The 13,832-nt window shown below is 39.9% G+C and carries 15 protein-coding genes; 4 read left to right on the top strand and 11 right to left on the bottom strand.

The genetic code is table 11. The annotated features are described in order from the left end of the window. Nucleotides 1-6 precede the first annotated feature (6 nt). A complete protein-coding gene (locus J0X13_RS05760) occupies nt 7-1,032 on the top strand; it encodes a threonine aldolase family protein (protein WP_207070473.1) in 1,026 nt (341 codons plus the stop codon). A gap of 99 nt (nt 1,033-1,131) precedes the next feature. Here J0X13_RS05760 and J0X13_RS05755 read toward each other — a convergent pair whose 3' ends face one another. After that, a complete protein-coding gene (locus J0X13_RS05755) occupies nt 1,132-1,458 on the bottom strand; it encodes a YbaB/EbfC family nucleoid-associated protein (RefSeq protein WP_207026397.1) in 327 nt (108 codons plus the stop codon). A gap of 103 nt (nt 1,459-1,561) precedes the next feature. On the opposite strand from J0X13_RS05755, the gene J0X13_RS05750 reads away from it, so the two are divergent. The 3 genes from J0X13_RS05750 to capB all read left to right on the top strand — a co-directional run bounded on the left by J0X13_RS05750 (nt 1,562) and on the right by capB (nt 6,196). Beyond that, entirely contained in the window at nt 1,562-3,700 is a 2,139-nt protein-coding gene (locus tag J0X13_RS05750) for a S9 family peptidase (protein ID WP_207070472.1), read from the top strand. A gap of 71 nt (nt 3,701-3,771) precedes the next feature. Beyond that, the gene (gene capA / locus J0X13_RS05745; RefSeq protein ID WP_207070471.1) at nt 3,772-4,812 is read left to right on the top strand and encodes a cysteate synthase; all 1,041 of its coding nucleotides are present in this window, start codon (nt 3,772-3,774) and stop codon (nt 4,810-4,812) included. Between the two features lie 124 nt (nt 4,813-4,936). After that, the gene (gene capB / locus J0X13_RS05740; protein ID WP_207026400.1) at nt 4,937-6,196 is read left to right on the top strand and encodes a cysteate-C-fatty acyltransferase; all 1,260 of its coding nucleotides are present in this window, start codon (nt 4,937-4,939) and stop codon (nt 6,194-6,196) included. 24 nt (nt 6,197-6,220) lie between these two features. Here the strand turns inward: capB and J0X13_RS05735 are convergent, their stop codons facing one another. The 10 genes from J0X13_RS05735 to J0X13_RS05690 all read right to left on the bottom strand — a co-directional run bounded on the left by J0X13_RS05735 (nt 6,221) and on the right by J0X13_RS05690 (nt 13,404). Continuing rightward, entirely contained in the window at nt 6,221-7,048 is an 828-nt protein-coding gene (locus J0X13_RS05735; RefSeq protein WP_207070470.1) for a hypothetical protein, read from the bottom strand. 90 nt (nt 7,049-7,138) lie between these two features. Further along, complete coding sequence (locus J0X13_RS05730; protein WP_207070469.1) at nt 7,139-8,431, bottom strand: M20 metallopeptidase family protein; 1,293 nt, start codon at nt 8,429-8,431, stop codon at nt 7,139-7,141. Between the two features lie 74 nt (nt 8,432-8,505). Continuing rightward, nucleotides 8,506-9,096 carry a Crp/Fnr family transcriptional regulator gene (locus tag J0X13_RS05725; protein ID WP_207070468.1) on the bottom strand — a complete coding sequence of 197 codons (591 nt, stop codon included), beginning with the start codon at nt 9,094-9,096 and terminating at the stop codon, nt 8,506-8,508. Nucleotides 9,097-9,109: 13 nt separating this feature from the next. Beyond that, nucleotides 9,110-9,526, bottom strand: coding sequence for a VOC family protein (locus tag J0X13_RS05720; RefSeq protein ID WP_242535622.1), 417 nt, complete (start codon nt 9,524-9,526; stop codon nt 9,110-9,112). A 61-nt stretch (nt 9,527-9,587) separates the two neighbouring features. Next, nucleotides 9,588-9,947, bottom strand: coding sequence for an SdpI family protein (locus J0X13_RS15650; RefSeq protein WP_262896907.1), 360 nt, complete (start codon nt 9,945-9,947; stop codon nt 9,588-9,590). Continuing rightward, entirely contained in the window at nt 9,937-10,518 is a 582-nt protein-coding gene (locus tag J0X13_RS05710; RefSeq protein ID WP_207070466.1) for a hypothetical protein, read from the bottom strand. Before J0X13_RS05710 ends, J0X13_RS15650 begins: the two co-directional genes overlap by 11 nt. A gap of 44 nt (nt 10,519-10,562) precedes the next feature. Next, nucleotides 10,563-11,051, bottom strand: coding sequence for a YybH family protein (locus J0X13_RS05705; RefSeq protein ID WP_207070465.1), 489 nt, complete (start codon nt 11,049-11,051; stop codon nt 10,563-10,565). A 179-nt stretch (nt 11,052-11,230) separates the two neighbouring features. Further along, nucleotides 11,231-12,025, bottom strand: coding sequence for a cation efflux transmembrane domain-containing protein (locus tag J0X13_RS05700; protein WP_207070464.1), 795 nt, complete (start codon nt 12,023-12,025; stop codon nt 11,231-11,233). Between the two features lie 79 nt (nt 12,026-12,104). Next, nucleotides 12,105-12,473, bottom strand: coding sequence for an antibiotic biosynthesis monooxygenase (locus J0X13_RS05695; protein ID WP_242535621.1), 369 nt, complete (start codon nt 12,471-12,473; stop codon nt 12,105-12,107). A gap of 184 nt (nt 12,474-12,657) precedes the next feature. Further along, nucleotides 12,658-13,404 (bottom strand): hypothetical protein, encoded by a 747-nt coding sequence (locus J0X13_RS05690; protein WP_207070463.1) that lies wholly within the window; start codon nt 13,402-13,404, stop codon nt 12,658-12,660. Between the last annotated feature and the right edge of the window lie 428 nt (nt 13,405-13,832).

Genomic DNA, 13,832 nt, shown 5'->3' with positions numbered 1-13,832 from the left:
TATTTTATGGAAATAAACTTGATAAGTGACACTGTCACCAGACCTTCAACAGGAATGTTGGAGGCCATGATGAATGCAAAAGTAGGAGATGATGTATTTAAAAACGACCCTACTGTAAATGAATTGGAAGCTAAAGTTGCCGAGTATTTTGGTATGGAAGCCGCCCTCTTTTTTCCAAGCGGCACCATGACCAACCAAACGGCGATAAAAATACACACTCAACCAGGAGACCAGTTAATTTGCGATAAATATGCCCATGTGTACAATTATGAAGGCGGAGGAGTAAGCTTTAATAGCGGGGTTTCCTGTAAATTGGTAGATGGTGACCGTGGTATGATGAAAGCCGAACAGGTGGAGGCTTCCATAAATCCGCCGGATTTTTACCATAGCCCATTGACTACGTTGGTCTGCATAGAAAACACTACGAACAAAGGTGGTGGCGCTTGTTGGGATTTTGAGGAATTGAAAAAAATCCGAAAAGTCTGCGATGAACACCATTTAAAATACCACTTGGATGGTGCCCGACTGTGGAACGCCTTGGTGAAAAAGCAAGAAGACCCAAAAGCTTACGGGAGGTTGTTCGATACCATCAGCGTATGTTTGAGCAAAGGCATGGGGTGCCCCGTAGGTTCTGTTTTGGTTGGGAGTAAAGCGGATGTAGACAAAGCATTGCGTATCCGAAAAGTGTTTGGCGGCGGAATGCGTCAATCGGGTTATTTGGCGGCTGCCGGTATTTATGCTTTGGATAACAATATCGACCGACTTGCTGAAGACCACAAAAAAGCAGAAGAAATAGGAGAAGTACTGGAATCATTGGATTTTATCAAAAAAGTGGAGCCCATTGAGACCAATATCATCATTTTTGAAATTAATGACACTAAAATGTCGTCCGAAGCATTTTTGGAACAACTGACCAAAAACGAAGTGTCCATTATCGGGATGGGGCAAGGCAAACTGCGTATTGTTACACATTTGGACTATACCAATGCCATGCATGAGCATTTCCTAAAGGTTTTGAAAAGTATTGGTTAGGAATGTTAATTCGAACGCAGTCGAGAAATCTAAAAAGGTCTCGACTGCGCTCGACCAGACAAGTATAAAAATGCCCCTTAATATAATTTCAGGGGTGTTTTACTTCATAAAAGCATCCATGCCGGGAATGTTTGGCATACCTTCTTTGGCCACGGCCGCCAATTCCGCTTCGTTTACCTTGGTAGCTTTTTCAATGGCTTTGTTCAACGTCAGTACCAAATAATCTTCCAATTGCTCCTTATCTTCCAAAAGGGAATCATCAATGGCAATGGATTTTATTTCACGATTGGCCGTCAATGTGACTTTGAGCAATCCATCCGAGGATGCTTCATCGATCATCACGGTGTTCAATCGTTCCTTGGTTTCCTCAACTTTCTTTTGGGTCTCTTTTATTTTACCCATCATTCCCATTAAATCTCCAAACATATCTTTAAATTTTAGGCTTGTCGGACCACTGTCAAAACAAGCAATACATTAATATTTATCAAACGTAAGTTCAAAAGTAGTAAATTGGCTAAAACACTTTCCAATGAAACAAACGAATGCAAGAATTTCTATTCTGGTTTTATGCCTTATTTTTGCGACCGCTTGCAAAAACAATAAAGACGAATCCATGAATAATATTCCCCCTGTGGCACCTAAGCATCCAACGCAACTTGAGAAGCACGGCGATCTTAGAATCGATGATTATTATTGGATGAACAACAGAGAAGACCAACAGGTTCTGGATTACTTGAACGCGGAGAACGAGTATTTTCATAAAATGACCGCCCATACCGAGAAATTCCAAGAAGAACTTTTTAAGGAGATGAAGGGCAGAATCAAAGAAGATGATTCATCGGTTCCCTACAAATTGGATGGTTACTGGTACATTACCCGATACGAAGAGGGCAAAGAGTACCCGATCTATTCCAGAAAAAAGGAAAGCTTGGAGGCGGACGAGGAATTGTTGTTCGATTGCAACCAAATGGCCGAGGGGCACGAGTTTTTCAACTTGAGGGGTGTTTCCATCAGTCCCGATAACACCATGGCTTCCTTTGGAACGGATACCATTTCCAGGCGACAGTACAACATTCAGGTGAAAAACCTTAAATCAGGGGAGATTTATCCCGATATCATTGAAAACACCACGGGAAGCTCTGTTTGGGCCAACGACAACAAAACGCTTTTTTACACAAAGAAAGACCCTGTTACCTTACGTTCGGACCGGATTTTCAAACACGTAATGGGAACCTCTTCCGAGGAGGATGAACTTGTTTTTCACGAAAAGGATTCCACCTACAACACTTTTGTGTATAAGACCAAATCCAGAAAATATATTGTAATCGGTTCCAGTAGCACGCTTACATCGGAATATCGAATTTTGGATGCAGATGATACGGAGGGGGAGTTCAAAGTGTTCTCAGCACGAGAAAAGGGAGTGGAGTATTCCATTTCCCATTTTGAAGGTGATTTTTATGTGCTCACCAACAAGGACGGTGCCACCAACTTTAAGTTGATGAAAACAAGCGAGAATAATACATCATCAGAAAATTGGGAGGAATTTATACCGCATCAAGAGGATGTTTTATTGGAAGATGTTGAGATTTTCAGAGACTATTACGTGGTTACTGAACGTAACAATGGTCTCAACCAAATGAAGATTGCCAAATGGGATGGTTCCGACAGCTATTACCTGCCTTTTGATAGTGAAACGTATGTGGCCGGGCCATCCGTCAACTTGGATTTTGACACCAAAGTACTACGCTACTACTACAACGAAATGGGCGAGCCCTATGCCATCATCGATTTTGATATGGAAAACCGAACCAAAACGGTTATGAAGCAACAAGAGGTTTTGGGCGGCAAGTTTGATAAGGATAATTACAAAACCGAGCGTTTGTGGGCCACGGCTAGGGATGGAAAAAAAGTGCCTATCTCCGTAATTTATCATAAGGACATCCCTTTGGACGGCACAAGTCCGTTGCTGCAATACGGTTATGGCTCTTACGGGGCTACCATCGACCCCTATTTTTCGTCCATTCGTTTGAGTTTGTTGGATCGTGGTTTCATCTACGCCATTGCACATGTTCGCGGTGGTGAGTATTTGGGAAGGCCTTGGTACGAGGGCGGCAAATTATTGCACAAAAAAAACACTTTTACCGATTTTATCGATGTTTCCAAATACCTGATAGAGCGTAATTATACCAGCTCGGAACATTTATATGCCATGGGCGGTTCCGCTGGAGGACTGTTAATGGGCGCCATTATTAATATGGAACCTGAATTGTACCATGGGGTAATTGCAGCTGTTCCTTTTGTTGATGTGGTCACAACCATGTTGGATGATACCATCCCATTGACCACTGGAGAATACGACGAATGGGGCAATCCAAACGAAAAGGAATATTACGATTACATTAAATCCTATTCACCTTACGATAATGTGGAAGCTAAGGCGTATCCACATATGTATGTATCCACAGGTCTGCACGATTCGCAAGTACAATACTGGGAACCAGCTAAGTGGGTAGCTAAGTTAAGGGAATATAAAACGGACGACAATCTCTTGTTTTTGGATACCAATATGGATACCGGGCACGGTGGAGCATCTGGCCGGTTTGAAGCTTTGAAAGAAACCGCAAAGGAATATGCGTTTATTTTAGACCTTGAAGGAAAAGCCCTTTAAAAATAAAATGTTACATTTGCACCGAACATTTCTTATATAGTTTTGGGAATGTTCCCTACCTAATACCAGTTATGAAGACACAGATAAATGCGTACAGCAATATCCTAGACCTAATTGGAAGTACCCCCTTAGTTAAGCTAAACAGAATTACCGCCCCTCTTACTGGAAATTTCTATGCTAAACTGGAATGCTTTAATCCAGGACATTCTTCAAAAGATAGAATTGCGATTCATATTATAGAAGAAGCCGAACGTAAAGGTATTCTTAAGCCGGGTAGCACCATTATTGAGACCACATCAGGTAATACAGGCTTTAGCCTTGCCATGGTGAGCATTGTTAAGGGATACAAATGTATTTTGGCCGTAAGTTCAAAATCATCCCCGGACAAGATTGATATGTTGCGTTCTATGGGAGCAAACGTCTACGTTTGTCCAGCCCATGTAAGTGCGGACGACCCACGTTCCTATTACGAAGTGGCAAAACGTTTGCATAGCGAAACACCGAATTCCATTTACATCAATCAATATTTTAACGAGTTGAACATTGATGCCCACTATTCCAGTACAGGCCCGGAAATTTGGGAGCAGACCAATGGTCAGATCACCCATTTGGTAGCTTGTAGTGGAACGGGAGGTACCATTTCGGGAATTGCTCGTTATCTGAAGGAACAGAACCCAAAAGTCAAGGTTTTAGGTGTTGATGCTTACGGTTCGGTATTGAAAAAATATCACGAAACCGGTGAGTTCGATCATAATGAAGTTTATCCTTACCGAATAGAAGGCTTGGGTAAAAACTTGATTCCTACTGCTACCGATTTCAATAGTATTGATAGATATATTAAGGTAACCGACGGTGAAAGTGCCCATATGGCCCGTAAATTGGCCCATACAGAAGGTATTTTTGCAGGTTATACGAGTGGTGCCGCTACTCAAGCGTTGTACCAATTGAACACAGAAGGGGAGTTTACCGAGGACAGTAATGTTGTTGTTGTGTTCCCTGACCACGGTTCAAGATACATGAGCAAGGTGTACAGTAACGAATGGATGGATAACCAAGGCTTTTTTGATATTCAAGATGCCGAGGTTCCTGAAGAAATCAAGTATATTAAATAAACCAGTACCTTATAATACCTCAAGAACGGCAATGAAAATCCATTGCCGTTTTTTTATATGAAAATTTCGTTATGCGAGGTTCATAAAAATCTATACTTTTGCAGTTGAATTAATATTAATGTAGATGAGAGATTTATTCGATAGAATCATTGAGAACAAAGGACCTTTGGGCAAATGGGCCTCACAGGCAGAAGGCTATTTTGTTTTTCCAAAATTGGAAGGACCTATTTCCAACAGAATGAAGTTTCAAGGAAAAGATGTAATAACCTGGAGTATCAATGACTATCTGGGTCTCGCTAACCTACCTGAAATCAAAAAAGTAGACGGTGAAGCTGCCATGGAGCACGGTGCTGCCTACCCGATGGGGGCCCGTATGATGAGTGGACATACCGACTATCACGAACAATTACAAAACGAATTGGCAGAATTCGTTCATAAAGACGCCGCTTACCTATTGAACTTCGGATACCAAGGATTTATGTCGGTTATCGACGCCTTGGTTGCCAAAGATGATATTATTGTGTACGATGTGGATTGCCACGCTTGTATTATCGATGGAGTCCGTTTGCATATGGGCAAGCGTTTTACCTTTAAGCACAACGATCCCGAAAGTTTGGAGAAAAACTTGGAGCGTGCCACTAAATTGGCCAATGAGACCGGAGGAGGGATTTTGGTGATTTCTGAAGGTGTTTTTGGTATGCGAGGTGAGCAAGGGATTTTGAAAGAAATCGTAGACCTTAAGAAAAAGTACCAATTTAGACTTTTGGTTGATGATGCCCACGGATTTGGAACCTTGGGTAAAACAGGGGCCGGAGCAGGAGAGGAGCAAGGTGTACAAGATGAAATTGACGTGTATTTGGCAACTTTTGCCAAATCAATGGCTGGTATTGGAGCATTTGTAGCTGCAGATAAAGAAATTATTGAGTACTTAAAATACAACCTTCGTTCTCAAATGTTCGCCAAATCATTGCCCATGGTTTACGTTAAAGGTGCATTGAAAAGACTTGACATGTTGCGCACCATGCCCGAGCTTAAAGCTAAGCTTTGGGAAAACGTAAACGCGCTTCAGAATGGGTTGAAGGAAAGAGGTTTTGATATAGGAACCACTACCAGTTGTGTAACTCCGGTTTATTTGAACGGAAGTATTCCCGAAGCAATGGCCTTAGTGAAGGATTTGCGCGAAAACCACGGAATTTTCTGTTCAATCGTAGTGTATCCTGTAATTCCTAAGGGATTGATTCTACTGCGTTTGATTCCAACAGCAACCCACACGATGAAAGATATCGAGGAAACCCTTGATGCGTTTTCAGCGATCAGGGAACGTCTGGAGAACGGAACTTACAAAAGACTTTCGGCTGCGGTAGCTGCAGCAATGGGAGAGTAATAATTACTGTTTTTTATAAAATATTTAATTGCAGCGGACTTTGTTCCGCTGCAATGCGTATTGGGTATTGCCCCGTCTCCATCTACCTTGTCGTACTTCGTTTTCGTTAAAAGGGTTTAAGCTGTTATCTCCGTTATAGTATTGTAAATATACAGCGGGTTGACCTTGATAGGACACCAATTGCCAAGTCCCTGAGTTATTGCCATAAGAAGCTCCTTGCGCATTTCCGCCAAAACTTCCTTCAACACTGAAAGAGCCATCGGTATTCATGGAAAATGTTCCGTTGGCACAGAAATTTACATAGGTAATGGAGCTGGCCATGCTATCGTTTACAGAAGAGGTACGTTGGTAAAAAACCAATTGACTCCCCGATATAATATTCAAAAGGCCCTGGTTGTTCAGTTCTGGATACTGAGTATTGTTGTTTTGTGATGGAGGTGGACCGCTAGTCCGTATTCCTGAATTGTTGCCAGCAATACCACTATTGTCCTTCATGTAGGGTCTCAGGTCAAAATTTCCCAGGTTGTGCAAATCAGAATATTTATAAAAAGGTTCATTGTACCCTGTGGCACGCACGCTCATATTGGTTCCGTCCAAAACGGCCTCAAAATCCACAGGGCCGTCCAATCCATATAATTCTCCGTTTATTTTATTGAATGATCCGGTTGCCCTAATCGCAAAACTTGCCCCAACGGCCGCAAGCATGCCATGATATTCATCTCCTACTCGTTTAAACTGAATGGAAATGCTATGGGTGCCATTTACAAAAGTCCCAATAAAATCAGAGCTTTGCCCGAAGGAACTTAATACTGAAATTACAATGGTGATTAAGGTTAACGCAATCTTTTTCATAGCTAATGGTTGATACAATAAAGCTATCAAAAAGAAGCCTTCTCCACAATTAAATTAGCTGTTCCGCACATATTGCGCCTATAAAAGAGCTTATTCGTTCAAACGCTCGACAATTAGCGAGGAAAAAAGATTCACTCCGGTCTTAATACAGCTCTCGTCCACATTAAAATTTGGTGAGTGTGTTTGGGCAATAATTCCTTTTTCATAATTGGAGCCTCCCATAAAAAAGTAGACGCTGGGTACTTTTGGCTGAAAAAAGGCAAAATCATCGCTACGTCCATCGGCCACAACACCGTGCAATCGTAGAACCCTTTCCTCCCCGTAAACGGCGGATAACTGTTGCAGACCCTCATTTACCAATCGCTCATTGTTGTCCAAGGTTGGAAAAACATTCACCAGTTCTGCTTTTAAAAGTTTATGATGTTCAGAATTTGCAATTTGTGATTTAAGCGTTGGGATGGCGGCATCTCGTTGTTGCTTATCACTAAAACTAAGATATCCACTAATTTTAATTCCCTCCTTTGTTTCTTTGATCGAAAACTTGTTTTTGTCCACGGTAGTATAATTCTTGTAGATGGATTTTGGACCTGCAATCCCTATTTGAGGGTCACCCATATTTTGCATGTTCCAGAATTTGCTATCAAGTGCAACATTTTCAAGGGATAAAATTACCTGCTTTGCAAACTTGAACAATGTATCACGGTGGGCTGTTTTCTCAAAAAAAAGGTCCACTCGTTTATAATCCGAAAACATTTCTTCGGGCTTGGCAGCTATGGTACCGGCAGGGAAGGGGGTAACGTGCATGGCATACATTTCCTCAGGCTCAATAATGTCGAACAACCCATCATCCATCATGGCCAATGCCCCCTTTATATTTTCTTCGGATGGTTGAAACACAAAATAGACCGTTCCTGCCAAATTTTCCTTATGGTTGACCAACACATTGGCTATCCCCAGAGCAACCGCGGCATGCACATCGTGGCCGCAAATGTGGCGCACTCCTTCGTATTTTGATTTAAATTCGACCATGTCGGGAGCTGTGGAGGGCATCGCATCTATATCCGCTCGCCACGCAATTTTTTTACCGGGCTTTCCACCTTTTAAAATACCGACCACTCCGTAGCCTCCAATTCCTGTTTTCACCTCTAATCCGAGACGTGTTAAGTATTCGGCGATTTTTGTCGAAGTTTTTACTTCATTGCCGCTCACTTCTGGGTACATATGAAAATCCCTTCGGAGCGTAACCAAGCTATCAAAAATCTCATCGGTACGCTGCTGAATGTCCAAGTGGATGCTTTCGGTAGTTTTTTGACAGAAAGCGGCAATGGATACAAAAAGGAAAAAGAATATAGCTAATGTGTTGGATAGGTTTCTAGGCATCATTTTTATGTTGTTTTGTTCGACGCAACAAAGATGCATTTGAAAATCGGGTACTACCTGACACATATGTGACAAAGCTATTTTTTGGCAATTTTACTTCGGATCCTACTTAAGGATTGCCTTTCAATACCAAGATAGGAGGATAAATGGGTCAAACTTATCCGATTGCTCAAACCTGGGTTATCCTTTATAAAATTCAGGTAACGTTCTTCTGCAGTTTCAAAAAGGAAGCTTTCGACCCTATCAGTCTGAATGGTGAGTACTTTTTCGGCGATAAGCCTGCCATACCTTTCGTTACTTTTAAAATTCTTGTACCCTTCCTGAATGTCTTCATAGGCCAATTCAATTATAATGCATGGTTCCAAACATTCCATGTAGTATTTGCTGGGACGCTGTTGAATAAAGGCGGGGTAATCTGTAGCGTATTCGTTTTCCTTTACAAATCCTGTGGTAATGGATTTTCCCTTTTCGTTAATGTAATACCGACGTAACAACCCTTTGCAGACATAGCCCATTTTTTTCTGGACCTCTCCATTCTTAAAAAAGAAATCTTTTGGCCGGTATTCTTTAAAGCTTAATTGTGTACGGAAAAGAGCAAGCTCTTCCGGTGATAAATTGGAAAACTGCTGTAGGTAAGCCTCAAGATATTTCAGATGGTCCTGTGTCAAATTTAGAGATGAATTATTTGGAATATACCTCGCTTTCGTCCACCATAAGGGTGGTCAACTCCACTGTATGGCCATCGGGGTCTTTGGTATAGATGGAATGGAAATAATAATGATCTTGAATGGTATGCTCCAAACCTAACTCAGTATATCGATTTTTGGCTTTTTCAAAATTTTCATTGGTCACATTAAACGCAAAGTGGTCGATTTTTACATTTTTTGATTTAGGGTCCAGTTCTGAATCATCCAAACTGGCTGGAAATAAAGCAATACCCGATTTGCCACTGAACATAAAAACGGGATACGCTCCCCATTTGGGAAGCTGATGTTTTTTAAGTCCCAGAACTTCCTCATACCATAGCATAGAAGCTTCCATATCCTTTACCCGAATAGCTACATGGTCTAAAAATCCGATGGTTATTTTGTTATCCAATTTGTTTTGTTTTCAACTCAAGTTACTTCACAAATAAAAAAACTCAAAATATAAATTTTGTTTATGGATTTCTATTGTCAAACTCAGAGATCAGCTTGGTTTCTGTTATGTAGATACTGAAAAACGCCCATACAATAGTACTTGCAGCCACAATCCCGATGCTCCAACCAACGTGTTTTTCATCAACAAAAAAACCGAGAATAGTGGTCAAAAATGGAATTAACGAAAATCTTATCATATTTTTTGCCCCCAGCTTTTGGGCAAAGTCCCATTGCTCTTGATTTTTCATGGATCGTTTCGTCCGATATCCATACCACCAATTAATTTTTTTGGGTGGATTGTTTTTAAGAATAAGTCCTGCTATAAAAGCCAAACAACCAGAAACAATACAGGATAAAACAATTATAGTATTAAATATCATTGGTAGTATTCTTTTTTGGGGTACGCTTTTTATAAAGGCTAATGGCCTTGAGGTAATTCTGGGCACCTACCATACTTAGATCGTGCACAAAACCATCTAACTCAGGATGGTTTCCTTTTATCCAATTAACGAGTGAATCCCGTTCTTTTTGCCACATTGCCCAATTAGCGTCCTTGCAATCCAAATTTTCAATCTTGGTAATTTTCCCGGACTTAAAAGAAAAACGGAGCTCACAGGTCAACGGATTGTTCTTTAAAAATTTATATCTGAGCGATTCCACAGCAACTGTTGCGGTAAACTGGCCGTTATGATTTTCCACCAAAATCAATTCATACTTAGGTTGAAAAACTGAATCCCATTTAAACTGTTCGTAATAGCTTTCACGATCAAAATTCATCAGATAATCACCTTCGGTTAGGGTAAGGCTATCAGAGATTACCCTCATAATCTGATTGTAATCCGAATTTTTGAACCCTCCGTAGTATATTTTTATTTGCTCCGCCTTTTCCAAATTCTCCCCTGAACAACTGGAAATTAAATACAAAAGCGAGAGAAACAGGAGTCTTTTCATGCTGAAACCCAATTTATACCTTACTTCGAAATTTAATAAATGGGTTAATTATTCTGAACAGTTTCAAAAACTATTTTCCATGAACCATCTTCTTGTTTTCTCCAAGTTACAATGTATGTGCCCTCATTTTTTATGGTGTCCATGGAAGTTTTGTTGATAAAAATTTCATTAAAACTATTATAAGAAACGGCCATATCTTGGGAAACTATAACATTGGGTTTGCCCCTGGATACAAGTTGAACATCGTAATCTTCATAGATCCCTTCCCATTGGGCGATCAATGAGTCTTTGGTTACTTTTTTTACGGGGCTATCTGGGTATACGGCAATAAATTCGTCTTCATAAAAGTCGATCCACTCAAAACCAAATTTCTCATATTCCAGGTATAGACTGTCCACCTGTTGTGTGATGATTTCTTTTAAATCGGACTCTGATTTTTTTGGAGCAATAGCTGTTGATTTAGATTCGTTTTGGCACCCGATTAAAAGGAGTAGTAGAAAGAGCACTACTATATTATTTTGTTTGATGTTCATGTGTTGGTTCTGATTGGTTAAAAAAATGTAATGGTCTCTATTAAATGTAGTTAGGTGCTAAAGTTACCATTTTTTTAGTGCCGGTGTTGGCGATTACCATCAGAATATTGAGGGATTTTTCCTGTTAAGTAATACAAAATCAATTAATTACAATGTTTGTTGTCGTAAATGCTTCTTTATCATTTACTTAGTTTCAATATTCGGAATGCTCCTTGAATAACCAAAATAAAAACGATTGTCCCGATTATCAAGTCGGGTTTACTTGAACTCAGCCAATTCACTAAAAGTCCAGCGACTATTACCCCAAAGTTTATGATCACATCGTTTGAGGTGAAAATCATACTCGCTTTCATATGAGCTTCTTCTTTGCTTTTTGACTTTTGTAAAATGTAAAGACAAATTCCGTTCGCAATAAGGGCAAAAATTGAAACGATTATCATTGTAGAAAAGTCAGGTAGTTTTTCTGTTCCGAAAAACCTTCTCAAAACTTCTATAAATCCGATAACTGCAAGTATAATTTGGAAATAACCAGCAAGTTTGGCTATCCGCTTTTTTCTTGTCAGAGTTCCGCCAATCGCAAACAAGCTGATTCCATAAACAAAACTGTCGGCAAGCATATCCAGACTGTCGGCAACCAATCCCATTGATTTTGAGATTATTCCTGTTGCCATTTCAATCAGGAAAAAGGCAAAGTTGATGGCAAGTACAGACCAAAGTAGTTTTTTCTGGTTTGCATCTTCCTTAAAGTCCGTTTGCTCGGTTTGCTCGGTCGATATTTTCTTTCCGCCCAAATTTAGTTCAAGAACCGATTTTTCGATTTGGTCGGTTTCTCCGCTATGGAAAACAGTCAGTTTCCGGTTCGGAATATCAAAGTCCAGATTAACGATACTTGAAATTCCGTCCAATTTCATTCGGATTAGATTTTCTTCTGAGGGACAATCCATTTTGGTTATTTCAAATATTGTTTTGTTCATTTACTGATTCATTTTTTCCATTGGTTGCCGCTCAATATAAACAATTGCTTTGTTCGGTTATGGATGGTTGGCAATAGCTTTATTTTAAAATTAATTCTTCTTTCAATGTAAAATGTTGGGCAGTCTCATCATATCTTGATAATACTCTTTTCGCATTTTCCGGTATATATGCATGCTCGTATTTTTCACCTGCAAAAACTTTTACCGATTCCAACGAATCAAATTGAAGTACAAGAAAAAACTCCACCTCATCATTCTTTTCCATTGTCGAAATACTGACCTTCTCCAGACCTTCAACCCCCTTCCTTTTCACTTCGGGAAACACCTCATTGATTAGCATATTTTCATAAATCGGGGCGTTTGCCAGCGAAGTCCATCCTTTCCAGGTCCTGATGATTTTTTTCTTTGAATCCATTTGATTTTGATTGCTTTTAACGTTCTCGGCCATGGGAATTCCCTAGGTTTAGTAGTTAACTTTACAAATATAAGCAAGCTAAAAACCCGTGATGATTTTTTCAGGAGCAGTAAAGAACAAAACGGTACTTATGGCCATATTAACTGTTCCACAGCGAATTGATATTTTGCTTTATTTGTTTACTGAGTATTTACGGGGATATATTGTTGTAGCATGGTTATAAATTCCAAGGGATGGTTGGTTTCATGATTCGAGTGACCAACTCTCTATACCATTCTAATTCTCCTATAGGAATTGTAAAAAGCATAATGAATACAAAAATGATGGAAAGCCATATGGCTGGATGTTTCAATTTTTTAAGTCTGTAGCCAATAAAAAGCACAACTAGGATAAATAGGGGAATGCCAATATTAAGACAAGTTTGAGCATCCATCCATTTTGTTTGCCCATCTAGAAATAAAAGTGGAAACATAACGAATCTTGCCCATGCCGGCATAAACCCGAAAAACAATGATGAGACCATCCAAATAGCATGTTCATCTGTCCTTTTTGCGTTTATCACTCCCATGATTACAGCAAAGGCAAAACCAAGAATCTGTATAGTTTCCGTAAAAACCAATCCATAAAAGAAGGAGTCTGGAAAGAATGGTTGTCCTCCATCAACCGCTCCGATAAATACATTTGTTGGAACAATTGAAAGCGCAGAAAAAACAACAGCACCCGCAAGGAATAAACCTATCATACCCCACATCCGGTGCTGTTTTAATTTTCCATGTGTAGCTAGATATGGTTGGTAGATCAGCAAAGCAAACCATGCCATTGCAGACAGTGCATGTAAATGATAAGGCCATGGTTCGGTGGACCAAGACATGAAATACTGTGGAGTAAAAGCTATTATGATAATAATCCAAGGGATAATCATCCACTTATGAGTATTTCGATATTGGTTTAAAACAGTTTTCATCGTTTCGATTAAAATTTACAATAACGATTTGTGTATGGTTTTTTGCAGAAAATCAGCTATGGTTTTCCATCTTAATAACTGAAATATAGGGATTTATAATTAGTTTCGATGAAGGAATACAGCAGCAAAGAGCTATACGAGTTGTTGTACTTTCGTTATTTTAGTATCAATTCCCTTCGTTCAACTTATATAATCCATTGAGACTCCGGAATAACCAGGCACAACGGTCCCGGCTATGATTTCGTTGTGGCTGGCGGCTGGAGAACGAGGACATGGGACAGTCCAAAATGATTACTTAGATGATTTGTTTTCTTAAAAATGGGGAATTTAATTCAAGGTAGGAGGGAACAATAAATTGTGTGCATTGTGACCCGCAGATGTTTTCCTCAGTAGTTATGGATACCGTACGATTATATCTCTCATCCCGT

The organism is [Muricauda] lutisoli (nom. illeg.) (assembly GCF_017313105.1).
Taxonomy (GTDB): domain Bacteria; phylum Bacteroidota; class Bacteroidia; order Flavobacteriales; family Flavobacteriaceae; genus Flagellimonas; species Flagellimonas lutisoli.
The sequence above is the reverse complement of the archived record's forward strand: the minus strand, read 5'-3'. Positions and strand labels throughout refer to the sequence as shown.

Coding starts and splice junctions, on each gene's coding strand:
- J0X13_RS05760 (WP_207070473.1), top strand. CDS start 7: ATGGAAATAAACTTGATAAGTGACACTGTCACCAGACCTTCAACAGGA.
- J0X13_RS05755 (WP_207026397.1), bottom strand. CDS start 1,458: ATGTTTGGAGATTTAATGGGAATGATGGGTAAAATAAAAGAGACCCAA.
- J0X13_RS05750 (WP_207070472.1), top strand. CDS start 1,562: ATGAAACAAACGAATGCAAGAATTTCTATTCTGGTTTTATGCCTTATT.
- capA (WP_207070471.1), top strand. CDS start 3,772: ATGAAGACACAGATAAATGCGTACAGCAATATCCTAGACCTAATTGGA.
- capB (WP_207026400.1), top strand. CDS start 4,937: ATGAGAGATTTATTCGATAGAATCATTGAGAACAAAGGACCTTTGGGC.
- J0X13_RS05735 (WP_207070470.1), bottom strand. CDS start 7,048: ATGAAAAAGATTGCGTTAACCTTAATCACCATTGTAATTTCAGTATTA.
- J0X13_RS05730 (WP_207070469.1), bottom strand. CDS start 8,431: ATGATGCCTAGAAACCTATCCAACACATTAGCTATATTCTTTTTCCTT.
- J0X13_RS15650 (WP_262896907.1), bottom strand. CDS start 9,947: ATGATATTTAATACTATAATTGTTTTATCCTGTATTGTTTCTGGTTGT.
- J0X13_RS05710 (WP_207070466.1), bottom strand. CDS start 10,518: ATGAAAAGACTCCTGTTTCTCTCGCTTTTGTATTTAATTTCCAGTTGT.
- J0X13_RS05705 (WP_207070465.1), bottom strand. CDS start 11,051: ATGAACATCAAACAAAATAATATAGTAGTGCTCTTTCTACTACTCCTT.
- J0X13_RS05700 (WP_207070464.1), bottom strand. CDS start 12,025: ATGAACAAAACAATATTTGAAATAACCAAAATGGATTGTCCCTCAGAA.
- J0X13_RS05695 (WP_242535621.1), bottom strand. CDS start 12,473: ATGGCCGAGAACGTTAAAAGCAATCAAAATCAAATGGATTCAAAGAAA.
- J0X13_RS05690 (WP_207070463.1), bottom strand. CDS start 13,404: ATGAAAACTGTTTTAAACCAATATCGAAATACTCATAAGTGGATGATT.